At 66.4% G+C, this 25,349-nt stretch carries 25 protein-coding genes; 18 read left to right on the forward strand and 7 right to left on the reverse strand.

Features of this window, described 5'->3' with window-relative positions; all coding sequences use genetic code 11:
* Nucleotides 1-3 precede the first annotated feature (3 nt).
* Nucleotides 4-786: an enoyl-ACP reductase FabI gene (gene fabI, locus EJO66_RS16140; protein WP_012747844.1), complete on the reverse strand. Its 783-nt coding sequence runs from the start codon at nucleotides 784-786 to the stop codon at nucleotides 4-6.
* Nucleotides 787-823: 37 nt separating this feature from the next.
* Here fabI and EJO66_RS16145 point away from each other — a divergent pair, with 37 nt between their 5' ends.
* From EJO66_RS16145 to EJO66_RS16200, 12 genes are all read left to right on the forward strand, one after another.
* Complete coding sequence (locus EJO66_RS16145) at nucleotides 824-2,620, forward strand: extracellular solute-binding protein (RefSeq protein ID WP_124959585.1); 1,797 nt, start codon at nucleotides 824-826, stop codon at nucleotides 2,618-2,620.
* Nucleotides 2,621-2,647: 27 nt separating this feature from the next.
* Nucleotides 2,648-3,682, forward strand: a complete 1,035-nt coding sequence (locus tag EJO66_RS16150; protein WP_124959586.1) for a microcin C ABC transporter permease YejB — start codon at nucleotides 2,648-2,650, stop codon at nucleotides 3,680-3,682.
* Nucleotides 3,675-4,718: an ABC transporter permease gene (locus tag EJO66_RS16155; protein ID WP_124959587.1), complete on the forward strand. Its 1,044-nt coding sequence runs from the start codon at nucleotides 3,675-3,677 to the stop codon at nucleotides 4,716-4,718. Before EJO66_RS16150 ends, EJO66_RS16155 begins: the two co-directional genes overlap by 8 nt.
* A 5-nt stretch (nucleotides 4,719-4,723) precedes the next feature.
* Nucleotides 4,724-6,346, forward strand: coding sequence for an ABC transporter ATP-binding protein (locus EJO66_RS16160; RefSeq protein ID WP_164547835.1), 1,623 nt, complete (start codon nucleotides 4,724-4,726; stop codon nucleotides 6,344-6,346).
* A 19-nt stretch (nucleotides 6,347-6,365) separates the two neighbouring features.
* Nucleotides 6,366-7,565 (forward strand): YbfB/YjiJ family MFS transporter, encoded by a 1,200-nt coding sequence (locus EJO66_RS16165; protein WP_125965593.1) that lies wholly within the window; start codon nucleotides 6,366-6,368, stop codon nucleotides 7,563-7,565.
* A 169-nt stretch (nucleotides 7,566-7,734) separates the two neighbouring features.
* A complete protein-coding gene (rimP, locus tag EJO66_RS16170; RefSeq protein ID WP_125965594.1) occupies nucleotides 7,735-8,382 on the forward strand; it encodes a ribosome maturation factor RimP in 648 nt (215 codons plus the stop codon).
* 17 nt (nucleotides 8,383-8,399) lie between these two features.
* Nucleotides 8,400-9,884: a transcription termination factor NusA gene (nusA, locus tag EJO66_RS16175; RefSeq protein ID WP_124959591.1), complete on the forward strand. Its 1,485-nt coding sequence runs from the start codon at nucleotides 8,400-8,402 to the stop codon at nucleotides 9,882-9,884.
* A 24-nt stretch (nucleotides 9,885-9,908) separates the two neighbouring features.
* On the forward strand, nucleotides 9,909-12,863 hold the full coding sequence (gene infB, locus EJO66_RS16180) for a translation initiation factor IF-2 (RefSeq protein ID WP_124959592.1): 2,955 nt from the start codon (nucleotides 9,909-9,911) through the stop codon (nucleotides 12,861-12,863).
* Nucleotides 12,864-12,887: 24 nt separating this feature from the next.
* The gene (gene rbfA / locus EJO66_RS16185) at nucleotides 12,888-13,259 is read left to right on the forward strand and encodes a 30S ribosome-binding factor RbfA (RefSeq protein ID WP_021007399.1); all 372 of its coding nucleotides are present in this window, start codon (nucleotides 12,888-12,890) and stop codon (nucleotides 13,257-13,259) included.
* A gap of 2 nt (nucleotides 13,260-13,261) precedes the next feature.
* Nucleotides 13,262-14,230 carry a tRNA pseudouridine(55) synthase TruB gene (gene truB / locus EJO66_RS16190; protein WP_124959593.1) on the forward strand — a complete coding sequence of 323 codons (969 nt, stop codon included), beginning with the start codon at nucleotides 13,262-13,264 and terminating at the stop codon, nucleotides 14,228-14,230.
* Complete coding sequence (typA, locus tag EJO66_RS16195) at nucleotides 14,227-16,062, forward strand: translational GTPase TypA (RefSeq protein WP_124959594.1); 1,836 nt, start codon at nucleotides 14,227-14,229, stop codon at nucleotides 16,060-16,062. Before truB ends, typA begins: the two co-directional genes overlap by 4 nt.
* Before the next feature lie 13 nt (nucleotides 16,063-16,075).
* Nucleotides 16,076-17,005: a DMT family transporter gene (locus EJO66_RS16200; protein ID WP_185738337.1), complete on the forward strand. Its 930-nt coding sequence runs from the start codon at nucleotides 16,076-16,078 to the stop codon at nucleotides 17,003-17,005.
* An 82-nt stretch (nucleotides 17,006-17,087) separates the two neighbouring features.
* Here the strand turns inward: EJO66_RS16200 and EJO66_RS16205 are convergent, their stop codons facing one another.
* From EJO66_RS16205 to smpB, 5 genes are all read right to left on the reverse strand, one after another.
* Complete coding sequence (locus EJO66_RS16205; protein WP_012747857.1) at nucleotides 17,088-17,483, reverse strand: COG4315 family predicted lipoprotein; 396 nt, start codon at nucleotides 17,481-17,483, stop codon at nucleotides 17,088-17,090.
* 72 nt (nucleotides 17,484-17,555) lie between these two features.
* Nucleotides 17,556-18,371, reverse strand: a complete 816-nt coding sequence (locus EJO66_RS16210; RefSeq protein WP_125965595.1) for an anti-sigma factor family protein — start codon at nucleotides 18,369-18,371, stop codon at nucleotides 17,556-17,558.
* Between the two features lie 16 nt (nucleotides 18,372-18,387).
* Nucleotides 18,388-18,903 carry a sigma-70 family RNA polymerase sigma factor gene (locus EJO66_RS16215; RefSeq protein WP_124959596.1) on the reverse strand — a complete coding sequence of 172 codons (516 nt, stop codon included), beginning with the start codon at nucleotides 18,901-18,903 and terminating at the stop codon, nucleotides 18,388-18,390.
* A gap of 21 nt (nucleotides 18,904-18,924) precedes the next feature.
* Nucleotides 18,925-19,305 carry a COG4315 family predicted lipoprotein gene (locus tag EJO66_RS16220; protein ID WP_124959597.1) on the reverse strand — a complete coding sequence of 127 codons (381 nt, stop codon included), beginning with the start codon at nucleotides 19,303-19,305 and terminating at the stop codon, nucleotides 18,925-18,927.
* A 93-nt stretch (nucleotides 19,306-19,398) separates the two neighbouring features.
* The gene (smpB, locus tag EJO66_RS16225; protein WP_012747861.1) at nucleotides 19,399-19,875 is read right to left on the reverse strand and encodes an SsrA-binding protein SmpB; all 477 of its coding nucleotides are present in this window, start codon (nucleotides 19,873-19,875) and stop codon (nucleotides 19,399-19,401) included.
* Between the two features lie 62 nt (nucleotides 19,876-19,937).
* Between smpB and EJO66_RS16230 the strand changes: the two genes are divergently transcribed.
* On the forward strand, nucleotides 19,938-20,384 hold the full coding sequence (locus EJO66_RS16230; RefSeq protein ID WP_125965596.1) for a type II toxin-antitoxin system RatA family toxin: 447 nt from the start codon (nucleotides 19,938-19,940) through the stop codon (nucleotides 20,382-20,384).
* The gene (locus EJO66_RS16235) at nucleotides 20,384-20,719 is read left to right on the forward strand and encodes an RnfH family protein (RefSeq protein WP_124959599.1); all 336 of its coding nucleotides are present in this window, start codon (nucleotides 20,384-20,386) and stop codon (nucleotides 20,717-20,719) included. Before EJO66_RS16230 ends, EJO66_RS16235 begins: the two co-directional genes overlap by 1 nt.
* Before the next feature lie 15 nt (nucleotides 20,720-20,734).
* Here the strand turns inward: EJO66_RS16235 and EJO66_RS16240 are convergent, their stop codons facing one another.
* A complete protein-coding gene (locus tag EJO66_RS16240) occupies nucleotides 20,735-21,247 on the reverse strand; it encodes a DUF4124 domain-containing protein (RefSeq protein WP_124959600.1) in 513 nt (170 codons plus the stop codon).
* Nucleotides 21,248-21,426: 179 nt separating this feature from the next.
* Here EJO66_RS16240 and guaB point away from each other — a divergent pair, with 179 nt between their 5' ends.
* The 4 genes from guaB (at nucleotide 21,427) to guaA (ending at nucleotide 25,298) form a co-directional block, all read left to right on the forward strand.
* Nucleotides 21,427-22,896: an IMP dehydrogenase gene (gene guaB / locus EJO66_RS16245; protein WP_012747865.1), complete on the forward strand. Its 1,470-nt coding sequence runs from the start codon at nucleotides 21,427-21,429 to the stop codon at nucleotides 22,894-22,896.
* A gap of 88 nt (nucleotides 22,897-22,984) precedes the next feature.
* Nucleotides 22,985-23,233 carry a type II toxin-antitoxin system Phd/YefM family antitoxin gene (locus EJO66_RS16250; RefSeq protein ID WP_124959602.1) on the forward strand — a complete coding sequence of 83 codons (249 nt, stop codon included), beginning with the start codon at nucleotides 22,985-22,987 and terminating at the stop codon, nucleotides 23,231-23,233.
* An 11-nt stretch (nucleotides 23,234-23,244) separates the two neighbouring features.
* Nucleotides 23,245-23,664 carry a type II toxin-antitoxin system VapC family toxin gene (locus EJO66_RS16255; protein WP_124959705.1) on the forward strand — a complete coding sequence of 140 codons (420 nt, stop codon included), beginning with the start codon at nucleotides 23,245-23,247 and terminating at the stop codon, nucleotides 23,662-23,664.
* Between the two features lie 14 nt (nucleotides 23,665-23,678).
* Nucleotides 23,679-25,298, forward strand: a complete 1,620-nt coding sequence (guaA, locus tag EJO66_RS16260) for a glutamine-hydrolyzing GMP synthase (RefSeq protein WP_125965597.1) — start codon at nucleotides 23,679-23,681, stop codon at nucleotides 25,296-25,298.
* The last annotated feature ends 51 nt before the right edge of the window (nucleotides 25,299-25,349 follow it).

Below are 25,349 nucleotides of genomic sequence, written 5' to 3' on the forward strand. Positions count from 1 at the left end.
CGATTACTCGGCCATGCCCGCCACGACGTTGCTGAAGCCGCCGTCCACATAGGTGATCTCGGCGGTGACGCCGCTGGCCAGGTCGCTCAGCAGGAAAGCGGCCACGTTGCCGACTTCCTCGATGGTCACGTTGCGGCGGATGGGCGAGGCATCGGCCACGGCGGACAGCATCTTGCCGAAGCCCTTGATGCCGCTGGCCGCCAGCGTCTTGATCGGCCCGGCGCTGATGCCGTTGACCCGCATGCCCTTGGGGCCGAGCGAAGCCGCGGTGTAGCGCACCGAGGCCTCGAGCGAGGCCTTGGCCAGGCCCATCGTGTTGTAGTTGGGCAGCGCGCGCTCGGCGCCCAGGTAGGTCAGCGTGAGGAGCGCCGACTTGTCGTTGAGGTAGGGCAGGGCCGCCTTGGCCATGGCCGGGAAGCTGTAGGCGCTGATGTCGTGCGCAATCTTGAAGCCCTCGCGCGAGAGCCCTTCGAGGAAGTCGCCCGCGATGGCCTCGCGCGGCGCAAAGCCGATGCTGTGCACGAAACCGTCGAATCTGGGCCAGGCCTGGGCCAGATCGGCAAAGAGCTTGTCGATCTGCGCGTCGTCGCCCACGTCGCAGTCAAAAATAAGCTTGGAGCCGAAGTCTGCGGCGAATTCGGTGATACGGTCCTTGAATCGCTCGCCGACGTAGCTGAAAGCAAGCTCGGCGCCTTGTTCGTGACAGGCCTTGGCTATGCCGTAGGCAATGGAGCGATTGCTCAACACGCCGGTGATCAACAGTTTTTTGCCGGAAAGAAAGCCCATGAAGTTGCCTCGTGAAAATCTTGGGCAGAATTCTCGCATGCGGGTTTGGCTGCTTCTTTTTCTGGCGCTCTCGGCGGCTCCTTCATGGGCCGCCCATGCCTACGCGCAGTTCGGCGACATCAAATACCCGCCGGGCTTCACCCACTTCAGCTATGTGAATCCGGATGCGCCCAAGGGCGGCGAGATCCGGATGGTGCCGCCCACGCGGCCCACCAACTTCGACAAGCTCAACCCGTTCACGCTCAAGGGCACGGCGCCTTCGGGCATCGGCTCGCTGATGTTCGAGAGCCTGATGACGGGCAATTCCGAAGAGCCGACCACGGTCTATGGCCTGCTCGCCGAAGACGTCGAGGTGGCGCCCGACCGCCTTTCGGCCACCTTCCGCCTGAACCCGAAGGCACGCTTCAACGACGGCTCGCCGGTGCTGGCGGCCGACGTGGTGCACTCGTTCAACACCCTGACCGGCCCGCTGGCCGCACCGCAGTTCCGCACCATCTACGCCGAAGTGAAGAAGGCCACGGCCACCAGCGAGCGCGTCGTGCGCTTCGACTTCGCGAGCCCGAACCGCGAACTGCCGCTGGTGATCGGCGGCATGGCGGTCTTCAGCCGCCAATGGGGCGGGGGCAAGCCCTTCGACCAGATCGTCACCGAGATGCCGATCGGCTCGGGCCCCTACAAGCCGGCCAGCGACCGCCTGGGCCGCGACATCACCTACGTGCGCCGCGCCGACTACTGGGGCGCAGACCTGCCGGTGCGCAAGGGGCTCTACAACTTCGATCGCATCACCTTCCGGGTCTACCTGGACGAGACTGCGCGCTTCGAGGGCCTGAAGGCCGGCGAGTTCGACTTCATGCGCGAATTCACCTCGCGCAACTGGGCGCGCCAGTACAAGGGCAAGCAGTTCGACAGCGGCGAGATCGTCAAGCGCGCCTTCGAGAACCACAACCCCGGCGACTTCCAGGGCTACGTCTTCAACATCCGCAAGGACAAGTTCAAGGATGCGCGCGTGCGGCGGGCCATCGGCCTGGCGATGGATTTCGAGTGGCTCAACCGCCAGCTGTTCTACGGTATCTACACGCGGGTGCAGGGCTACTTTCCCAACAGCGAGTTCCATGCCGAGGGCCTGCCCAAGCCCGACGAACTGGCGCTGATGGAGCCGCTGCGCGGCAAGCTCAAGCCCGAGGTGTTCGGCCCGGCCCCGCAGCCGCCGAGCACGGCGCCGCCCGACAGCCTGCGCGAGAACCTGCGCAAGGCGAGGGCGCTGCTGGAAGAAGCCGGCTGGACCTATCGCGACGGCGCGCTGCGCAACGCGAAGAACGAAGCCTTCACGATCGAGTTCCTCAACGACCAGCCCGGGCTGATCCGCGTCGTGACGCCGCTGCAGACGGCGCTGCGCAAGCTCGGCATCGAGATGACCTTCCGTACGGTCGATTTCTCGCTCTCGCAGCAGCGCATGCAGAACTTCGACTTCGAGATGACCTCGCTGCGCCTGCCCGGCAACAGCGCGCCGGGCGGCGAGCTGCTCGAGCTGTTCGGCTCCAAGGCGGCCGACACGCCGGGTTCGTCCAACATCTGGGGCATTGCCGATCCGGCGGTGGACGCGGTGGTCGGCAAGGTGCTGGCGGCCACCACGCGGCCAGAGCTGGCCACGGCCATGCGCGTGCTCGACCGTGTGCTCTCCAACGGCTACTACTCGATCCCGCAGTACTACGGCAACGCGTTCCTGATCGGCTACCGGCCGGCGCCGTTCGTACTGCCGCCGACCATTCCGCCGTACTACGATGCCGGCGACTGGGCGGTCACGACGTGGTGGGCTTCGCCCGCCAACAAATGACACAGCCGCACCGGACATGAATACCGAATGACCAGCTACATCCTCAAGCGCCTGCTGCTGATGATCCCCACGCTGCTGGGCGTGCTAGTCATCACCTTCGGCGTGATCCAGTTCGTGCCGGGCGGCCCGGTCGAGCAGATGGTGGCGCAGCTGCAGGGGCGAGATTCGGGCGGCGAGCGGGCCGCGGCCAGCGGTGCCGGCTACCGTGGCCGCCAGGGCCTCGATCCGCAGCGCGTCGAGGACATCCGCAAGCTCTACGGCTTCGACAAGCCGACCCACGAACGCCTGTGGACCATGCTGAAGTCGTTTGCACGCTTCGACCTGGGCACCAGCTTCTACCAGCGCAAGGACGTCTGGCAGCTCATCAAGGAGAAGATGCCGGTGTCGATCAGCCTCGGCCTCTGGACCTTCTTCATCAGCTACCTCATCGCGGTGCCGCTTGGCGTGGCCAAGGCCGTGAGGGCCGGCACGCGCTTCGACTTCGTCACCACGCTGATCGTGCTGATCGGCTATGCCATTCCGGGCTTCGTCCTGGGGGTGGCGCTGCTCGTGATCTTCGGCGGGCAGCTGCAGTGGTTTCCGCTGCGCGGCCTCACGTCGCCCAATTGGGAGAGCATGAACTGGGGGGCGCGCATCGTCGACTACCTGTGGCACATCGCGCTGCCGGTCACGTCGATGGTGCTCGGCAGCTTTGCCGTCACCGCCATGCTCACCAAGAATTCCTTCCTCGAGGAAATCCGCAAGCAGTACGTGCTGACCGCGCGCGCCAAGGGGCTGTCGCAGCGGCAGGTGCTCTGGAAGCACGTGTTCCGCAATGCGCTGATCCCGATCATCACGGGTTTTCCGTCGGCCTTCATCGGCGCGTTCTTCACCGGGTCCCTGTTGATCGAGACGCTGTTCACGCTCGACGGCCTGGGCCTCCTGAGCTACGAGAGCGTGATCCGCCGCGACTATCCCGTGGTGCTGGGCACGCTCTACCTGTTCACGCTGATCGGCCTGGTCACCAAGCTGATTTCCGACCTCTGCTACGTCTGGGTCGATCCGAGGGTCAAGTTTGACTAGCGCCGCCGTTGTTTCCGCGAGCCCGGGCCGCCGCGCCTGGCGCCGCTTCCGCCGCAATCCGCTGGGGTTCTGGAGCCTGGTCGTCTTTTCGATCCTGGTGGTGCTGAGCCTGTTCGCCGAGCTGCTGTCCACCGAGAAGCCGCTGGTCGTGCGCTACGCCGGGCAGACCTACTTCCCCGTGCTGCGCGACTACTCCGAGAAGACCTTCGGCGGCGACTTCGAGACGCCCGCCGACTACCTCGACCCGTTCATCCAGAAGCGCATCACCGAGGGCGCCAACTGGGCGCTCTATGCACCCAACCGCTACGGTCCGCGCACGCTGAACTACTTTGCCTCCCAGCCCAATCCCGCGGCGCCCTCGCGCGAGAACTTCTTCGGCACCGACGACCGCGGCCGCGACCTGCTCGCACAGCTGATCTACGGCTTTCGCGTGAGCGTGCTGTTCGGCCTGGCGCTGACCGTCATCGGCACCGTGCTGGGCGTGGCGGCGGGGGCGGTGCAGGGCTACTTCGCGGGCAAGATCGACCTCGCGTTCCAGCGCTTCATCGAGATCTGGGCTTCGATGCCCGAGCTCTACCTGCTGATCATCTTCAGCGCGATCTTCGCGCCCAGCGTGGCGCTGCTGCTGATCCTGCTGAGCCTGTTCGGCTGGATGGGCCTGGCCGACTACGTGCGCGCCGAGTTCCTGCGCAACCGCCAGATGGACTACGTGCGCGCCGCGCGGGCATTGGGCGTGGGCAACCTGCAGATCATGTGGCGCCACATCCTGCCCAACAGCATGGTGCCCGTTGTCACCTTCCTGCCTTTTCGCATGAGTGCGGCCATCCTGGCGCTGACCTCGCTCGATTTCCTGGGCCTGGGCGTGCCGCCGGGCACGCCGTCGCTCGGCGAACTGCTGAGCCAGGGCAAGGCCAACATCGACGCCTGGTGGATCTCGCTGTCGACCTTCGGCGTGCTGGTCGTGACGCTGATGCTGCTCACCTTCATGGGCGACGCGCTGCGCGATGCCCTCGACCCGCGGAAGGCCGACAAGTGAGCCCAATGAAGCATCAGCCGCTGCTGGACGTGAAAGACCTGCGCGTGGCCTTCGGCGACAAGGAGGTGGTGCACGGCATCGACTTTCGCATCGCCGCGGGCGAGAAGCTCGCGCTGGTCGGCGAATCGGGTTCGGGCAAGACCGTGACGGCGCTGTCGCTGCTGCGCCTGGCGCAGAACGCCGACGTGACGGGCACCGCGACCCTGTTCGGCTCTGCAGATGAGCCGAACGGGCGCGACCTGCTCTCGATCCCTGAACGGGAGCTGCGCGGCATCCGCGGCAAGGAGATCGCGATGATCTTCCAGGAGCCGATGACCGCCCTCAACGCGCTCTACACCGTGGGCGACCAGATTGCCGAGGTGCTCGAACTGCACGAGGGCCTGTCGGCGCGCGCGGCCCAGGCGGCCGCCGTGAAGCTGCTGGCCGACACCGGCATTCCGGAGCCCGAGCGGCGGGCGAGGGCGTTTCCCCACCAGCTTTCGGGCGGGCAGCGCCAGCGCGCGATGATCGCCATGGCGCTGGCCTGCAAGCCGCGCCTGCTGCTGGCCGACGAGCCGACCACCGCGCTTGACGTCACGGTGCGCGCGCAAATCCTCGAGCTGCTCGCCGATCTGCAGCGCCGGCATGGCATGGCCGTGCTGCTCATCACACACGACCTCAACCTCGTGCGCCGCTTCGCCGACCGGATCGCCGTGATGGAGGACGGCCACATCGTGGAGCAGGGCGCCGTGGCGGCCGTGTTCGAGGCGCCGCAGCACGCCTACACCCGCAAGCTGATCGACAGCCACCCGGAGCGCGATGTCACTGCCGTGCCCGCGGGTGCCCAGGCGCGGCCGGTGCTCGAAGCCACGGGCCTGCGCGTGAGCTACCCGGTGCCTCGGCCCGGTTTTGCCGGCTGGTTCCGCAAGGGCGAATTCATCGCGGTGCAGAACGCGGATTTCCGCATCGCGCCGGGCGAAACCCTGGGCGTGGTGGGCGAGTCCGGATCGGGCAAGTCCACGCTGGCGCTGGCCGCCCTCGGGCTGCTGAAGCACCGGGGCGCGCTGAAAGTGGACGGCAAGGACTGGGCAGTGGACCGGAGCTCCGACCTGGCCTTGAGGCGAGTCATGCAGGTGGTTTTCCAGGATCCGTTCTCCTCGCTCTCTCCGCGCATGACGGTCGAGCAGATCGTGGGCGAGGGGCTGCGCGTGCACGCGCCCGAGCTCGATACGGCGCAGCGCCGCGCGCGGGCGCTGGCGGCGCTGGCCGACGTGGGCCTGGGCGAGGCGCAGTTTCCCTCGCTGCTCGACCGCTATCCGCACGAGTTCTCGGGCGGGCAGCGCCAGCGGCTCGCGATTGCACGCGCGCTCATCGTCGATCCGCAGCTGCTGGTGCTCGACGAGCCCACCAGCGCGCTCGACGTGACGATCCAGAAGCAGGTGCTGGGCCTGCTGCAGCGCCTGCAGCGCGAGCGCGGCCTGAGCTACCTGCTGATCACGCACGACGTCGAGGTGATCCGCGCCATGGCGCACCACGTCATCGTGATGAAGGACGGCGCCATCCTCGAAGCCGGCGCGGTCGAGCGCGTGCTCGATGCGCCCGAGCACCCTTACACCAAGAAACTGGTGGCCGCCGCGCTGCTGGAATAGAACAACGGAATCGAAGGAAATGTCGGAGATCGGACAGAACAGGCGCGGTGCCTGGCGCGCGGCATTGGCGTGCATGGTGACCCTGGCCGTTGCCATGGGCCTGGGGCGCTTTGCCTTCACGCCCATGCTGCCGATCATGCTGCACGAGGGAAAGCTCCAGCTCGAGGCGGGCGGCGTGCTGGCTTCGCTCAATTACCTCGGTTACTTCCTTGGCGCGGTCAGTTGCGCGGCCATCGGCATCCAGGCCAAGCGCATGGTGCGGGGCGGCCTGGTGGCCACGGCGGCCCTGCTGGTGGGCATGGGCGTACTCCACAGCCTCACGAGTTGGGGCATCCTGCGCGCGGCGGCCGGCGTGATGAGCGCCTGGGTCTTCGTCTTCGCGTCCGGCTGGGGGCTGCGGCGGCTGGCGGAGACGAATTCCCCGGCCCTGGCCGGCGTGATCTACACCGGCCCCGGTATCGGCATCGCGATGACCGGCCTGCTCGGCGGCGCCCTCGGGCGCTGGGGCTCCGAGGCCGGATGGATCGGCCTGGGCCTGCTGGCGGTGGTGCTGGTGGCGCTGATCTGGCGCGTGTTCGACGATGGCGAATCGCCCTTGGCGCAAGGCTCCGCGGGTGCGCCGTCCGCCCGGGCCAGTGCGGCCGCGTCGCCTTCTGCGCACAGCGACGCTGTCTGGCTGGTCGCGCTCTACGGGCTGGCCGGCTTCGGCTACATCATCACGGCCACCTTCCTGCCGGTGATCGCGCGCCAGGCGCTGCCGGGCTCGCCATGGCCCGACTTCTTCTGGCCGCTGTTCGGGCTGGCGATCATCCCGGGCGCGCTGATCGGCGCCCGCGCACCCATGCACTGGGACAACCGGCTGCTCTTGGCGGCGGCCTATGCGCTGCAGGCGCTGGGCGTGGTGCTGTCGGTGGCCTGGCCCACCATCACCGGCTTTGCGCTCGGCAGCCTGCTGCTGGGCATGCCGTTCACGGCCATCACGCTTTTTGCGATGCGGGATGCGCGCCGGCTGCGCGGCAATGCCGCGGCGGGGCTGATCGGCTATGCGACCGCTTCCTATGGTGTCGGGCAGATCATCGGCCCGCTGTTTGCGGCGCCGCTGGCCCAGCGAACCGGGTCTTTCGAGCTCCCGCTGCTGGTGGCGGCCGCCGCATTGGCGCTCGGTTCGGTGCTGTTTGCCGTCGTCTGGTCAAAATCCCGGCGCAAAGTGGCGCTTTGAGCAGCCCAAGCCACTTCATTTATCACGGGAATAGCATATAATTCGAGGCTCACGACCAAACGGGCGGGTACCAACCGCCCGTTTTTTTTGGTCTATGCAATTTCAATGCGTGACACCCGTGGCGGGCGGGTGGCACGCATAAGCATTTTTACAAGGCAATTTCAAACACGTGGCATTGCAGCAGACAGTGGAACAAACCGTTGCCGGTCTCGGCTACGACCTGGTCGAGATCGAACGCTCGGCCGGGGGATTGCTGCGCGTGACAATTGATTTGCCCTGGACTGCCCCCACATCGGAAGCTGTGGCGGCAGGCATTCCCGAACCCTTCGTGACGGTCGAGGATTGCGAAAAGGTCACGCGCCAGTTGCAGTTTGCGCTCGAGGTCGACGGTGTCGATTACAAGCGGCTCGAGGTTTCCTCGCCGGGTATTGACCGTCCGCTTCGCAATGAGCAGGATTTCGAGCGTTTCGTGGGCGAGGTGATCGACATCACGCTCAAGGCGCCCATGGGTGCCGCGGCGGCGGGGCAGGTGTCTGCCACCCGCAAGAAGTTTCGCGGCACGCTGGAGCGTGCTGAAAAGGCGGAAGGGGCCGACGGGGCCCCGGGCTGGCAGATCGTCTGGAGCGATGCGCCGGAGCCCAAACCGGGTCAAAAAGTCAGCAAGAAGCGCGCACCTGCAAAGCTGCAGGCGCTCGGTTTCGTGCTGGATGAGTTGCGCGATGCGCGGCTCGCGCCAATTGTGGATTTCAAGGGCCGCAGGGCCAAAACCCAACCGGGTTTTTCGGATATTGACGACGGAACCAACGTTCCGGACTGACTAGAGGAGTGGGTGGCATGAATCGCGAAATGTTGATGTTGGTGGATGCGATCTCGCGCGAGAAGAACGTCGAGCGCGACGTGGTTTTCGGCGCGGTCGAGTCCGCGCTGGCGCAAGCCACCAAGAAGCTCCACCAGGGCGACGTGGACATCCGCGTCTCGGTCGACCGCGACAGCGGCGACTACGAAACCTTCCGCCGCTGGCACGTCGTCCCCGACGAAGCCGGCCTGCAGCTGCCCGACCAGGAAATCCTCCTGTTCGAAGCCAAGGAAGAAATGCCCGACATCGAGGTCGGCGAGTACATCGAGGAAGCGGTGGACTCGGTGCCGATCGGGCGCATCGGTGCCATGGCGGCCAAGCAGGTCATCTTGCAGAAGATCCGCGACGCCGAGCGCGAGATGCTGCTCAACGACTTCATGTCGCGCGGCGACAAGATCTTTGTCGGCACCGTCAAGCGCCTGGACAAGGGCGACATCATCGTGGAGGCCGGCCGCGTCGAAGGGCGCCTGCGCCGCAGCGAGATGATCGCCAAGGAAAACCTGCGCAACGGCGACCGCGTGCGGGCCATGATCATGGAAGTCGACCTGACGCTGCGCGGCGCGCCGATCATCCTGTCGCGCTCGGCGCCCGAATTCATGATCGAGCTGTTCCGCCAGGAAGTGCCCGAAATCGAACAGGGCCTGCTCGAAATCAAGAGCTGCGCCCGCGATCCCGGCTCGCGCGCCAAGATCGCCGTGCTCTCGCACGACAAGCGCGTCGACCCCATCGGCACCTGCGTCGGCGTGCGCGGCACCCGCGTGAACGCCGTGACCAACGAGCTCGCCGGCGAGCGCGTGGACATCGTGCTGTGGAGCGAAGACCCGGCCCAGTTCGTGATCGGCGCCCTGGCCCCGGCCAACGTCTCGTCCATCGTGGTCGATGAAGAAAAGCACGCCATGGACGTGGTGGTCGACGAGGAAAACCTCGCCATCGCCATCGGCCGCGGTGGCCAGAACGTGAGGCTTGCCTCCGATCTGACCGGCTGGAAGATCAACATCATGGACGCCAATGAATCGGCCCAGAAGCAGGCGAGCGAGACCGACGCCAGCCGCAAGCTGTTCATGGAAAAGCTCGACGTCGACGAGGAAATCGCCGACATCCTGATCTCCGAGGGCTTCAACAGCCTCGAGGAAGTGGCCTATGTGCCGATCTCCGAAATGCTGGAGATCGAAGCTTTCGATGAAGACACCATCAACGAGCTGCGCACGCGCGCCAAGGATGCGCTGTTGACCATGGAAATCGCCAAGGAAGAGGGCGTCGAGACCGTCTCGCAGAATCTGCGCGACCTCGAAGGCCTCGACCCCGAGCTGATTCCCAAGCTGGCCGAGGCGGGTGTGCACACCCGCGACGACCTCGCCGACCTCGCGGTCGATGAACTCACCGAGATCACCGGCCACAGCGCCGATGACGCCAAAGCCCTCATCTTGAAAGCCCGCGAACATTGGTTCGCCGGCCAAGAGTGATGGTCATGGAGGCACGAAACCAATATGTCCAGTACCACTGTCGCCGAGTTCGCGAACGAGCTCAAGAAGACTCCCGAAACCTTGCTTGACCAGCTCAAGAGCGCAGGCGTGCCCAAGGCGGCACCCACCGATGCGCTCACCGAGGCTGACAAGCAGCGCCTGCTCGGCTTTCTCAAAGCCAGCCATGGCACCGCCGAGCCCGAGCGCAAGAAGATCACGCTGACGAAAAAGTCGACCAGCGAGATCAAGCAGGCCGACGCCACCGGCCGCGCCCGCACCATCCAGGTCGAGGTGCGCAAGAAGCGCACCTTCATCCAGCGCGAAGATGGCCATCCGGCCACGCCCGAAGCGCAACCGGTGGCCGAAGCGCCCGCCGCGGCACCCGCCGCGCCGCGCATCGACGAAGCCGAACTGGCCCGCCGCGAGGAAGAGGCGCGTCGCCAGGCCGAGCTGATCCGCCGCCAGGAAGAAGAACTGGCCGAGAAGCGCCGCCTGCGCGAAGAAGCCGAAGCCCGCGAACGCGAGCAAGCCGAAAAGGCCGAGCGCGCAGAGCAGGCGGAGCAGGAAGCCGCGCGCGCCGCCGCCGAGAAGAAGGCCGCTGACGCAGCCGCCGCTGCGCCCGCGAAGGAAGCGGCCAAGCCGGTTGCTGCGCCTGCCGCAGCCGCTGCAGCCGCCGCCGAACAGCAGGCCGCCGACACCAAGATGGCTGCCCAGACGGCCGCCACGCAAGCCAAGGAAGACGCGAAGGCCAAGGCCGCTGCCGAATCGAAAGCCCGTGCCGACGAGGAAGCCGCGCGCGCGAAGGACCTGGACGAGCGCCGCCGCAAGGCCCTCGCCGAAGCCGAAGCCATTCGCGCCATGATGAACGCGCCGGCCCGCGTGCTGGTGCCGCACAAGGCGCCCGAGAAGCCGCAGCCCGAAAAGGCCGCGGTCAAGGGCACGCTGCACAAGCCAGCCGCGCCTGCAGCGCGCCCCGGCGCGCCAGCCGCACCGGGTGCTGCCGCAGCCCCTGGCGCCGCCGGTGCCGGCAAGGAAGTCAAGTCGGCCAAGCTCTCTTCGAGCTGGGCGGGCGATCCTGCCAAGAAGAAGGAAATCAAGACCCGCGGCGATGCCAGCGGCGGCGTCGGCCGCGGCAACTGGCGCGGAGGCCCGCGCGGCCGCCGCGGCAGCAATGACCGCGGAGGCCACGAGGAGCATGTGCAGGCCGCACCGGTGGAGGCCCGCATTCTCGAAGTGCACGTGCCCGAAACCATCACGGTGGCCGAGCTCGCGCACAAGATGGCCGTCAAGGCGCAGGAAGTCATCAAGCAGCTCATGAAGCTGGGCCAGATGGCAACCATCAACCAGTCGCTGGACCAGGACACCGCCATGATCCTGGTGGAGGAAATGGGCCACAACGCGGTCGTTGCCGCGCTGGACGACCCCGAAGCCTTCACCGACGAGGACGTGTCGGCGCAAACCGCCGAGGCACTGCCGCGCGCACCGGTCGTGACCGTCATGGGCCACGTCGACCACGGCAAGACCTCGCTGCTCGACTACATCCGCCGCGCCAAGGTCGCAGCAGGCGAAGCCGGCGGCATCACGCAGCACATCGGTGCCTACCATGTGCAGACCGAGCGCGGCATGGTGTCGTTCCTCGACACCCCGGGCCACGAGGCCTTCACGGCCATGCGTGCCCGCGGTGCGCAGGCCACCGACATCGTCATCCTCGTGGTGGCGGCCGACGACGGCGTCATGCCGCAGACCAAGGAAGCCATCAAGCACGCGAAGGCTGCGGGTGTGCCGATCGTGGTTGCGATCAACAAGATCGACAAGCCCGACGCCAGCCCGGACCGCGTGAAGCAGGAACTGGTGACCGAGGAGGTCGTGCCCGAAGAATACGGCGGCGACGTGCCGTTCGTGCCGGTGTCCGCCAAGACGGGCCAGGGCATCGACGACCTGCTCGAGCAGGTGCTGCTGCAGGCTGAAGTGCTGGAACTCAAGGCGCCGGTGGATGCCGCCGCCAAGGGCCTGGTCATCGAAGCGCAGCTCGACAAGGGCCGCGGCCCGGTCGCCACCGTGCTGGTGCAGTCCGGCACGCTCAAGACCGGCGACGTGGTGCTGGCAGGTTCGACCTATGGCCGCGTGCGCGCCATGCTCGACGAAGACGGCAAGGCCATCAAGTCGGCCGGTCCCTCGATTCCGGTCGAGATCCAGGGCCTGACCGAAGTGCCACAGGCGGGCGACGAGTTCATGGTGATGAGCGACGAGCGCCGTGCGCGCGAAATCGCCACCTACCGTGCCGGCAAGTTCCGCAACACCAAGCTGGCGAAGGCCCAGGCCGCGAACCTGCAGAACATGTTCACCGACCTCTCGGCCGGCGAAGTGCAGACGCTGCGCATCATCATCAAGGCCGACGTGCAGGGCTCGCAGGAAGCGCTGGCCCAGTCGCTGCTCAAGCTGGCGACCGAAGAGGTCAAGGTGCAGATCGTGTACGCCGGCGTCGGCGGCATCAGCGAAAGCGACATCAACCTTGCGATCGCCTCGAAGGCCATCGTGATCGGCTTCAACGTGCGCGCCGATGCCGGTGCGCGCAAGCTGGCCGAAGGCAATGGCGTGCAGCTGAACTACTACAGCATCATTTACGACGCCGTGGACGAGATCAAGGTCGCGATGTCGGGCATGCTGGCACCGGAGCGCCGCGAGGAAATCATCGGCTCGGCCGAGATCCGCACGGTGTTCGTGGCTTCGAAGATCGGCACGGTCGCAGGTTCGTACATCACCTCGGGCTCGGTCAACCGCAGTGCGCATTTCCGCCTGCTGCGCGACAACGTGGTGATCTACACCGGCGAAGTCGACTCGATCAAGCGCATGAAGGACGACGTCCGCGAAGTGCGCGAAGGCTTCGAGTGCGGTATCAAGCTCAAGAACTACAACGACATCAAAGAGGGCGATCAGCTCGAGTTCTTTGAAATCAAGGAGATCGCCCGTACGCTGTAACAAGCGTTCGATGCGACCGTATCCATGCCCAAAAGAAAAGCCGCAGCCCCCAACCGCGCGTTCAAGGTTGCCGACCAGATCCAGCGCGATCTGACGGAGCTGATCGCGCGCGAGTTGAAGGACCCGCGCGTGGGCATGGTCACGATCCAGGCGGTCGAGGTCACGCCCGACTATGCGCACGCGAAGATCTACTTCAGCATGCTCACGGGCGACGTGGCCGAGACCACCGAAGCGCTGAACCAGGCCGCGGGGTTCCTGCGCAACGGCCTGTTCAAGCGCCTCCATATCCACACCGTGCCGACGCTGCACTTCCTGTTCGACCGCACCACCGAGCGTGCGGCCGACATGAATGCGCTCATCGCGCAGGCCGTCGCTTCGCGTTCGAAAGACGACTAGCGATGAATGCGCCACGCACAAGGGTGCAGCGGCGCCCTGTGCATGGGGTGTTGTTGCTCGACAAGCCGCTGGGACTCTCCAGCAACCAGGCCTTGCAGAAGGCCAAGTGGTTGCTGCGCGCCGAAAAAGCGGGCCACACCGGCACGCTCGATCCGCTGGCCACCGGCGTGCTGCCGCTGTGCTTTGGCGCGGCCACCAAGTTCAGCCAGCTGCACCTGGACGCCGACAAGACCTACGAGGCCACGGCACGCCTTGGCATCAAGACCTCCACCGGCGACGCCGAGGGCGAGGTGATTGCCGAGCGCCCGGTGCATGTCACCGCTGAAGACCTGGCCCGCGTCGAAGCGCAGTTCACCGGTCCGATCCGCCAGGTTCCGCCGATGCACAGCGCGCTCAAGAAAGACGGCAAGGCGCTGTACGAGTACGCGCGCGAAGGCATCGAGATCGAGCGCGCGCCGCGCGACGTGGTCATTCATGCCTTGAAGATCACGCAGGCTGCTGCCGAATCAGCAGGCCATGCCATCAAGATCGTGGCTTCCGTGAGCAAGGGCACCTACATCCGCACGCTGGGCGAAGACATCGGCGAGGCGCTGGGCTGCGGCGCCCACCTTACGTCGCTGCGCCGTACGGCCACCGGCGGTTTCGGCGTGGCGCAGTGCATCACGCTCGAAGCGCTCCAAGCCATGGGCGAGGAGGAGCGGCTGGCGCAATTGTTGCCTGCCGAATCCCTGGTCGAGGGCCATACGGTCGTCACGCTCGGCAGCGAAGATGCAGGGCGCTTTCTGTCCGGCCTGCGCCGCCGCGGCACCTGGCCCGATGCCGACCATGTGGCGGTGTTCGGCGAAGCGCCTCCGGCCTTTCTGGGCACGGCGCACATTGCCGCCAACGAACTGATCCCGGGGCGCTTGCTGAACCCCATCGAAATCCAGCAAATTCTTTTGAACGCACAACAGACCGAAGCGACACCATGAGTACCAAGCAAATCCGCAATATCGCCATCATTGCCCACGTCGACCATGGCAAGACCACGATGGTCGACCAGCTGCTGCGGCAGTCGGGCACCTTTGCCGAGCACGAGAAAGTGGTCGACACGGTGATGGACAACAACGCCATCGAAAAGGAACGTGGCATCACGATCCTGGCCAAGAACTGCGCCGTGACCTGGGAAGGCACGCACATCAACATCGTCGACACCCCCGGCCACGCGGACTTCGGCGGCGAAGTGGAACGCGCGCTGTCGATGGTCGACGGCGTGGTGCTGCTGATCGACGCCCAGGAAGGTCCGATGCCGCAGACGCGCTTCGTGACCAAGAAGGCGCTGGCCCTCGGCCTGAAGCCGATCCTGGTCGTGAACAAGGTCGACAAGCCGGGTGCCAACCCCGACAAGGTGGTGAACGCCGCCTTCGACCTGTTCGACAAGCTCGGCGCCACCGACGAACAGCTGGACTTCCCCGTGGTGTATGCCTCGGGCATCAACGGCTGGTCGTCGCTCGAAGAGGGTGCGCCCGGCGAGCAGTGGGGCCCCGACATGTCGGCGCTGTTCAACACCATCCTGAAGCACGTGCCGGCGCAGAAGGGCGATCCCAGCGCGCCGCTGCAGCTGCAGATTTCCGCGCTCGACTTCTCGACCTTCGTCGGCCGTATCGGCGTGGGCCGCATCAGCCAGGGCACGCTCAAGCCGATGATGGACGTGCTGGTCATGGAAGGTCCGGACGGCAAGACCATCAAGGGCCGCGTCAACCAGGTGCTGACCTTCCAGGGCCTGGACCGCGTGCAGGCCACCGAAGCCGGCCCGGGCGAGATCGTGCTGATCAACGGCATTGCCGACATCGGCATCGGCGTGACCGTGACCGACCCGGCCAACCCGTCTCCGCTGCCCATGCTCAAGGTCGACGAACCGACCCTGACCATGAACTTCTGCGTCAACACCAGCCCGCTGGCCGGCCGTGAAGGCAAGTTCGTCACCAGCCGCCAGATCTGGGACCGCCTGCAGAAGGAACTGCAGCACAACGTGGCGCTGCGCGTGAACGAGACCGACGAGGAAGGCATCTTCGAGGTGATGGGCCGCGGTGAACTGCACCTGACCATCCTCTTGGAAAACATGCGCCGCGAAGGCTATGAAATGGCCGTATCCAAGCCGCGCGTGGTGTTCCGCACGGTCAACGGCGAGAAGCACGAGCCGATCGAACTGGTGACGGCCGACATCGAAGAGCAGCACCAGGGCGGCGTGATGCAGGCCCTCGGCGAGCGCAAGGGCGAGCTGGTCAACATGGAACCGGACGGCCGCGGCCGCGTGCGCCTGGAGTACCGCATTCCGGCGCGCGGCCTGATCGGCTTCACCAACGAATTCCTGAACCTGACGCGCGGCTCGGGCCTCATCAGCAACATCTTCGACAGCTACGAGCCGCACAAGGGCGAGATCGGCAGCCGCAAGAACGGCGTGCTGATTTCCATGGACGACGGTGAAATCTTCACCTACGCCCTGGGCAAGCTCGACGACCGCGGCCGCATGTTCGTGAAGGCGAACGACCCGGTGTACGAAGGCATGATCGTGGGCATCCACAGCCGCGACAACGACCTGGTGGTGAACGCCACGCGCACCAAGCAGCTGACCAACTTCCGCGTCTCGGGCAAGGAAGACGCGATCAAGATCACGCCGCCGATCGAACTCACGCTGGAATACGGCGTGGAATTCATCGAGGACGACGAGCTGGTCGAAATCACGCCCAAGAGCGTGCGCCTGCGCAAGCGTTTCCTCAAGGAAAACGAGCGCAAGCGGGCCAGCCGCGAAATGGCGAGTTGATCGCCATCCAGCCATGCTGCTGCGCCTGACCCACGGCGGGGCCGTGTGGCTGATGGTTGCCGTGACCCTGATGTGGGCCACGGCGGGCGTGGTCACGCGGCACCTGGCGCAGGCCCACAGTTTCGAGATCACCTTCTGGCGCAGCTTCTTCACGATGCTTGCGCTGCTGGTGATCTTGCCGCTTTGGCGGGGCCGGGCGGTGTTTTCGCAGATCCGCTCGGGTGGGCGCGAGCTCTGGATCTCGGGCGTCTGCTGGACCGTGATGTTCACGGCCTTCATGGTGGCGCTCACGCTGGCTTCGACGGCCAGCGTGCTGGTCACGATGTCGCTGGGCCCATTGCTCACCGCGCTGGCCGCGCGCCTGTTCATCGGCCACCGCCTGCCCGCGCGGACCTGGGTGGCCATCGTGGTGGCCGGCCTCGGCATTGCGTGGATGTACGGCACGCAGCTGATGCAGGGCGGGGCGGCAGGCGGATCGCTGCTCGGAACGCTGGTGGCGCTGTGCGTGCCGCTCGCGGGAGCCACTAACTGGACGGTGGTTCAGCATGCGCGTGCCAAGGGGCATGACATCGACCTGGTTCCCGCGGTGCTGATTGGCGCAGCGCTCAGCGCGCTGCTCACGCTGCCCTTTGCCTTGCCGTTCCAGGCCAACGCGCGCGACCTCGGCCTGCTGGCTTTCCTCGGTGTTTTCCAACTGGCCATTCCCTGCGTGCTGGCGGTGCTGTGCGCACAGGTGCTCAAGGCACCCGAGGTGGCGCTGCTCGCACTGCTCGAAGTGATCTTCGGCATTGCACTGGCCTGGATCGGCGCCGGCGAGGAACCGGCTGTGAGCGTGCTGACCGGCGGCGCGCTGGTCATCGGCGCGCTGGTGTTCAACGAGCTGCTGGCGCTGCGCGGGCGCCGCGCCACGGTGGCCGGCGACGCGCTTCCCAGCGCCCACTGAGCCGCGCCGGCGAGCCGAAAAGAAAAAGGCCCCGACATCTGCCGGGGCCTTCGAACTGGAGCGCGATCAGGCGATCACGGAATCAGGGGCGGGCCACCTTCCAGGCGCCGTTCAGGACGCCGTCGCCGGTCTTGTCGCCCGGCTTGCTGTCCTTGGTCCAGTAGTAGAGCGGCCAGCCCTTGTAGGCCCACTGCCTCTTGCCGTCTTCACGCACGATGATGGTGTAGCCGCCCATCGGCTTGGCCGTTTCGGCCACCGGCAGCGGCGGCCAGTTGGCGGCGCACTGGGCATTGCAGGCGGAGGTGCCTGCACCGGCGGTGTCGCGGGCGAAGGTGTACAGCGTCATGCCATTCGGGCCGACCAGCACGCCATCGGCGGTGCGGGTGGGGGTGTCGGGGGCGCTGGCGGTCTTGTTGGACATGCCGCCGCAGCCGGCGAGCAATGCCGCCGCGAGGATCGAGGCGCTGAGCAATTTCATGCAGTTTCTCCTTCAGTTGAAAAATCGCGAAAACAAGGCAGTGGTTGCGCGACACGGCAGTTTATGCCGGCCTCACGACAAATCGCGGTAGGCGAGCGTCGCGAGTTTCAGCAAAACTTCACGCGGTAGCTTGCCGGCAACGGCATAGCCGAAGCCCTGGTCGATCCAGTAGAAGCTGGGCACCGGTCCTTCGGACGCGAAACGGAAGGCTGTTTCGCGCGAAGCGCCCGTGTCGGCGGCGGCCTGGCTGTCGAGAGTGCCGATGTAGAGCGTGATGCGCTCGCCGGCGCTGTCCTCGAACATGAACTGGGCGCGCGCGCCGCTTTCCCCGGGCAAGAGGCGGCCGCCGACGAGCGTATAGCCCATGGCAGTCAGGTCGGGCACCTTGAGCGGCCTGTCGAGGCGCTTGGACAGCCACTGCACGAGGTGCTGCTGCTCGCTGGCGGCCACTTCGACCGGATGTCTTTTTTCTGGCGCATAAACGGCGTGGGCAATGGACGCGTCGTGCACGAATTCGCGCATCGCAGGCGCCCTGGCCAGTTGGGCCGCAGCGGCGCGGTGCACTGACCACTGGGCATTGCCGAGCCAGCCGGCGGCAAAGGCGATCAGCACGCCGGCCGCCATGCCGCCCCATCGTATCCAATGGCCTTGCCGGGCCTGGCTGCGATCGAGCGCGCCCATCAAGGGCGCAGGCACGGGCTCGCCCAGCAGTTCGCCGTGCAGCCGGCGCAGCGCGTCGCGCTGGACGCGCCAGGCCGCCACCCGCGCCGCAAGGGCCGGATCGCCAGCCACGGCGTCCTCGACCTGGGCGCGGCGTTCCGGTGCCAACTGGCCATCGACGAGGGCATGCAACTCGTCGTCGCTGGGGGGCGGAGCAGGGCGATTCATGATGGAGCGGCGGGTTTCACTTGAGGCGGCGCAGGCCGGGGCGATGCGGCGCCGAGGCGCCGTCCATCAGCTCATGCAGCCGGACGCGCGCGCGCGACAGGCGCGACATCACGGTGCCGGCAGGAATGCCGAGCACCTTGGCCACCTCGGCATAGGAAAGATCTTCGAGCGTCACGAGCAGCAGCACGGCGCGCTGCTCGTCGGGCAACTGCATCAGGCAGCGCTGCAGGTCCAGGCCCATGCCGAGGTCGCGGCCCGGATCGGCGCCGCCGTGCAGTTCCTGCGCCGCATCATCCAGTGGTACCACGCTGTGCGGCGGTGGTGTACGCCGCAGCTGGCTCGCAAAGATGTTGTGCATGACCGTGAACAGCCAGGCGCGCAGGTCGCTGCCCGCCACCCAGAGCCGCCACTTGCTGCAGGCCCGCTCGAGCGTGTCCTGCACCAGGTCGTCGGCCGCCCAGGCATTGCCCGTGAGCGCGCGCGCGTAGCGGCGCAGGCCCGGGATCTGGTCGGCCAGCAGGCGGGCGTCCATGGGAGCGGGAACGCGCGCGGGTCAGGGCTTGGCGATTTTCCAGGCGCCGCCGACGCCGTCGCCGGTCTTGTCGCCCGGCTTGGTGTCCTTGGTCCAGTAGTAGAGCGGCCAGCCCTTGGCGGCCCATTGCTTCTTGCCGTCGTCGCGCGTGACGATGGTGAAGTCGCCGGCGGGCTTGTCGCTGTCGGTGGCCATGAAGGGCGGCCAGTTGGCCGCGCAGCCGCCGTTGCAGGCCGACTTGCCACTGCCGGCCGTGTCCTTGTCGAAGGTGTAGAGCGTCATGCCGTTGGGGCCGACCAGCGCACCGTCGGCGGCCTTGGGCTGGGCGAACGAGGGAAGCGCGAGCAGTCCGGAAAGCAGCGCGGCGGCAATGCCGGCGGAGGAAAGGCGAAAAGGCGACATGGAAGACTCCTGGAGTTGGTGGCACCGACGATCCGATGACACCGCACAAACGCCTGCAACCGGCGTTTTATTCCATGCCGCGCAAAAAAAGAACTAGCGGCTGCGGCTCTTCATCGCGCGCTCGACCTCGCGCTTGCCTTCGCGGTCCTTGATGGTGTCGCGCTTGTCGTGCTCGGCCTTGCCCTTGGCCAGCGCGATCTCGCATTTGACCTTGCCCGCCTTCCAGTGCAGGTTGAGCGGCACCAGCGTGTAGCCCTTTTGTTCGACCTTGCCAACCAGGCGGCGGATCTCTTCCTTGTGCAGCAGCAACTTCTTGGTGCGGATGGAGTCAGGGTTGACGTGGGTCGAAGCGCTCTTGAGCGGGTTGATCTGCAGGCCGACGACGAAGAGTTCGCCGTCGCGGATCACCACGTAGCCGTCGGTCAGCTGGACCTTGCCTTCGCGCAGGGACTTGACCTCCCAGCCCTCGAGCACGATGCCGGCCTCGAAGCGTTCTTCGAAGAAATAGTTGTACGCGGCCTTCTTGTTGTCGGCAATGCGGGAGGAGGTATCTTGTTTCTTGGTGGCCATGGCTCGGAAAGATGGGGGCGCATGGCTTCAATACAATCCGTCGCGCACGCTGTCCCGATTCTATGAAAGCCGTCAACAAGTCCGTCCTCATCTGGTACAGCGCCGAAGAGATGTACGCGCTCGTCATCGACGTGGAGAAATATCCGCAGTTCCTGCCCTGGTGCGACAAGTCCAGGGTCATCGAGGAAGACGAGGCCGGCATGACCGCCGAAGTGGGCCTGGCCTTCGCCGGCCTTCACCAGAGTTTCACCACCCGCAACACCCACGTGCCGGGGCGCGAAGTTCACCTCAAACTGGTCGACGGGCCGTTCTCCAACCTCGACGGCATCTGGAAATTCGTGCCCGTGGGCGAACCCGGCGAGCGCGCCTGCCGCGTCGAGCTGCACATGAGCTATGGCTTCAGCAACTTCGCGCTGCAGGCGCTGGTGGGGCCGGTGTTCGACACCGTCGCCTCCAGCCTGGTCGAGGCCTTCGTCAAGCGCGCCGAGCAGGTCTACGGCGCTTCCTGATGATCGAAGTCACGCTCTGCTGCTCGCCTGCGCCGCGCGAGGTGTTCGAGCAGGTGCTGCGGCTGGCGCCCGGAGCCACCGTGGCCGATGCCGTGAAGGCCAGCGGTCTTTCGCAGCGCTTTCCGCAGCTCGATTGGCGCGAGGCCATGACGCCGGGAATCTGGGGCAGGGAAGTCGGCTGGGACGAGCCGCTCGAGGACGGTGACCGCGTCGAACTGTGCCGGCCTTTGGCGGTCGATCCGAAGGTGGCGCGCCGCGAGCGCTTCCAGCGCCAGGGCGCGCGCGGCACCGGTCTTTTCGCGAACCGCCGCAAGGGCGGCAAGGCCGGCTACTGAACCGGCGCGAACTGCTTACTTGCAGTCGCTTTCGATGATCGACTGAAGACGCTTCTGCTCGGCGGCCCGGGCTGCGTCGTCCATGATTTCGCGCTCGCCCTTCGCGTTGATCTTGGCCACGCGGATGCCGCTGTCGAAGGTGGCCTTGCCCTGGCGTGCGCGGTCGCAGTTGTCGGCCTTGGCCTTGGCGTTTTTCTCCGCTTCGGCCGCCTGCCTGGCCTTTTCCTCGGCCTGGGCCTTCTTGGTCTTTTCCTCGAGTTCCTTGTCGACGCCCGCGGGCTTGGGCGCGGCCGCGGCCTTGGGTGCCGCGGCGTCGGGCGCATCGGCTTCGGCAGCGGCCGGCGCCGAGCCGCTTCGGGGCGGCGGAGAGCCCGCGCGGCGCAGGATGTTCTTTTCCGGCACGTCCGTCGGCGGCGGCTGGTCGCTGAAGACCTTCTTGCCGCTCTTGTCGATCCATTGCCATTGCGCGCCGGCCGCGAGCGGCAGCAGGCAAACACATCCCAGTACGAGCCAATGCGCGAATTTCATGCGGCGAGTTTAGCGTTCCTTACGTTTTGCAACATGAGCGGGCCCGGCTTTCGTTGCCGGCGAGTTGGGATTTGGCTACGTTTTCGCCGCCTTGCCGGCCCAGCCACGGCCGGCTGAAGCCCCTGGCAGGGCGGGTAAGTACCGACGGTCGCTACAATCCGTCTTTTGGAGCTTCACCCATGCGCCTTCTCGGCAAAGCGCTCACCTTCGACGACGTGTTGTTGGTGCCAGCGTTCTCCCAGGTCCTGCCCAAGGACACCTCCCTCGCCACCCGTTTCTCCCGCAACATCACGCTGAATCTGCCGCTGGTCTCCGCCGCGATGGATACGGTGACCGAAGCACGCCTCGCGATCGCGATCGCGCAGGAAGGCGGCATCGGCATCGTGCACAAGAACTTCACCGCCGCCGAGCAGGCCGCGCAGGTGGCCAAGGTGAAGCGCTACGAATCGGGCGTGCTGCGCGATCCCGTGGTGATCACCCCCACGCACACCGTGCTGCAGGTCATGCAGCTGTCCGACGAACTGGGCATCTCGGGCTTCCCGGTGCTCGACGGCGGCAAGGTCGTGGGCATCGTGACCGGGCGCGACCTGCGCTTCGAGAACCGCTACGACGTGCCGGTGAGCGAGATCATGACGCCGCGCGACAAGCTCATCACCGTGCCCGACGGCACCACGCTGGCCGAGGCCAAGGCGCTGCTCAACAAGCACAAGCTCGAACGCCTGCTCGTCATCAACAGCGCATGGGAGCTCAAGGGCCTGATCACCGTCAAGGACATCACCAAGCAGACCAGCTTTCCCAATGCCGCACGCGACCCGAGCGGCCGCCTGCGCGTGGGTGCGGCGGTCGGCGTGGGCGCGGGCACCGAAGAGCGCGTCGAGGCGCTGGTGAAGGCCGGCGTCGACGCCATCGTGGTCGACACCGCGCACGGCCACAGCGCCGGCGTGATCGAGCGCGTGCGCTGGGTCAAGAAGAACTATCCGCAGGTCGACGTGATCGGCGGCAATATCGCCACTGGCGACGCAGCCCGCGCGCTGGCCGATGCCGGCGCCGACGCGGTCAAGGTCGGCATCGGCCCCGGATCGATCTGCACCACGCGCATCGTGGCCGGCGTCGGCGTGCCGCAGATCATGGCGGTCGACAGCGTCGCCACCGCACTGCAGGGCACCGGCATTCCGCTGATCGCCGATGGCGGCATCCGCTATTCGGGCGACATCGCCAAGGCCATTGCCGCGGGCGCCAGCACCGTGATGATGGGCGGCATGTTCGCAGGCACCGAAGAGGCGCCCGGCGAGATCGTGCTGTTCCAGGGCCGCAGCTACAAGAGCTACCGCGGCATGGGCTCCATCGGCGCCATGCAGCAGGGCAGCGCCGACCGCTACTTCCAGGAATCGACCACCGGCAATCCCAACGCCGACAAGCTGGTGCCCGAAGGCATCGAAGGCCGCGTGCCGTACAAGGGCTCGATGGTGTCGATCGTCTACCAGATGTCGGGCGGCTTGCGCGCGAGCATGGGCTACTGCGGCTGCGCCACGATCGAAGAGATGAAGAACAAGGCCGAGTTCGTCGAGATCACCACGGCCGGCATCCGCGAGAGCCACGTGCACGACGTGCAGATCACGAAGGAAGCGCCGAACTACCGCGCTGAATAAGCGATGAGCGGGTCCAATCTGGCCAGACCTTGTAAGTCAGGCCAGATTGGCATTAGAATTCAGGCCAGATTTAAATTTTCTGGCCCAAATGCAATCCATCGGCATCGCTGAAGCCAAGAACAACTTCTCGGCCCTGATCGACCTGGTCGAAAAGGGCGAGGAGGTTCGCATCACCCGCCACGGCAAGGAGGTGGTGCGCATGCTGCCGGTGCGGCGCAAGCCGGTCATCACCGACGAGCAGATCGAGCGCGAACTCGGCCAGATCGACGCGCTGCACGCCACCATCAAGCCCGGCCTTTCAATGCGCGCGCTGCTCGACGAAGGGCGCCAATCGTGACAGCCTTCGTCATGGACGCCTCCGTCACCGCCGCCTGGCTCTTGCCCGACCAGGCCAGCGAACACACCCGCAAGCTCTACGCCGCCATCCGCCGCGACGAGGTCGAGCCGCAGGCGCCCAACGCCTGGCAATGGGAGTGCGCCAACATCCTTGCCAACGGCGTGCGCAGCGGCCGCATTCCAACGTCCGCGGTCGAAGGGCTGTGGAGCGTGCTCGACGCCATCCGCCATCGCGTCGAGCTGCACGAACTCGCCCCTGCACAGCACAAGGCGGTGCTGGCCGTGGCCATCGACGCCGGGGTGTCGCTCTACGATGCGGGCTACCTCTGGCTCGCGCGCTCGCTCAATCTCCCGCTCGCGACCTTCGACGAGCAACTCATCCAGGCCGCGCCCAAGGCGGGCGTCAAGCTGTTCGACATTTCAACGCTCTGACCGAGTCTTCTTTCATGCAACACGACAAGATCCTCATCCTCGATTTCGGCTCGCAAGTCACGCAGCTCATCGCGCGCCGTGTGCGCGAGGCGCATGTGCTCAGCGAAGTGCACCCCTGCGACGTCAGCGACGAATGGGTGCGCGAGTACGCGGCCGACGGGCACCTGAAGGGCGTGATCCTCTCGGGCAGCCACGCGAGCGTGTACGAGGAGACCACCGACAAGGCCCCGCAGGCCGTGTTCGACCTGGGCGTGCCGGTGCTGGGCATCTGCTACGGCATGCAGACCATGGCCCACCAGCTCGGCGGCAAGGTCGAGGGCGGCCACAAGCGCGAGTTCGGCTTTGCGTCCGTGCGCGCGCATGGCCACACCGCGCTCTTGAAGGACATCGCCGACTTCACCACGCCCGAAGGCCACGGCATGCTCAACGTGTGGATGAGCCATGGCGACAAGGTCACCGAGCTGCCGCCCGGCTTCAAGCTCATGGCCAGCACCGACAGCTGCCCCATCGCCGGCATGGCCGACGAGGCGCGCCGCTACTACGCGCTGCAGTTCCACCCCGAAGTCACGCACACGCAGCAGGGCAAGGCGATCCTCGAGCGCTTCGTGCTCGGCATCTGCGAGGCCAGGCCCGACTGGGTCATGCGCGACCACATCGCCGAGGCCGTGGCAAAGATCCGCGAGCAGGTGGGCGATGAGGAAGTCATCCTCGGCCTCTCGGGCGGCGTCGATTCGAGCGTGGCGGCCGCGCTCATTCACCGCGCCATCGGCGACCAGCTCACCTGCGTGTTCGTCGACCATGGCCTCTTGCGCCTGAACGAGGGCGACATGGTCATGGAGATGTTCGAGGGCAAGCTGCACGCGAAGGTGATCCGCGTCGATGCGAGCGAGCTGTTCCTCGGCAAGCTCGCGGGCGTGAGCGACCCCGAAGCCAAGCGCAAGATCATCGGCGGCGAATTCGTCACGGTGTTCAAGCAGGAGGCTGCCAAGCTCAAGGCGGGCGATGGTGGCCACAAGGGGGCGACCTTCCTCGCGCAGGGCACCATCTACCCCGACGTCATTGAATCGGGCGGCGCCAAGAGCAAGAAGGCCGTCACGATCAAGAGCCACCACAACGTGGGCGGCCTGCCCGAACAGCTCGGCCTCAAGCTGCTCGAACCGCTGCGCGACCTGTTCAAGGACGAAGTGCGCGAGCTCGGCGTGGCGCTCGGCCTGCCGCCCGAGATGGTGTATCGCCACCCGTTCCCCGGCCCGGGCCTGGGCGTGCGCATCCTCGGCGAAGTGAAGAAGGAATACGCCGACCTGCTGCGCCGCGCCGACGCGATCTTCATCGAGGAGCTGCGCAACTTCAAGGACGACGCCACCGGCAAGAGCTGGTACGACCTCACGAGCCAGGCCTTCACCGTGTTCCTGCCCGTGAAGAGCGTGGGCGTGATGGGCGACGGCCGCACCTACGACTACGTGGTCGCGCTGCGCGCCGTGCAGACCAGCGACTTCATGACCGCCGACTGGGCCGAGCTGCCGTACGCGCTGCTCAAGAAGGTGTCGGGGCGCATCATCAACGAAGTGCGCGGGATCAACCGCGTGACTTACGACGTGAGCAGCAAGCCGCCGGCGACCATCGAGTGGGAGTGATCTCAAGGTCCCCACCGGCCAAGGCGCGCGCCTCGGGCCACCTGCGCAATT

The organism is Variovorax beijingensis (genome assembly GCF_003951285.1).
GTDB lineage: Bacteria > Pseudomonadota > Gammaproteobacteria > Burkholderiales > Burkholderiaceae_C > Variovorax > Variovorax beijingensis.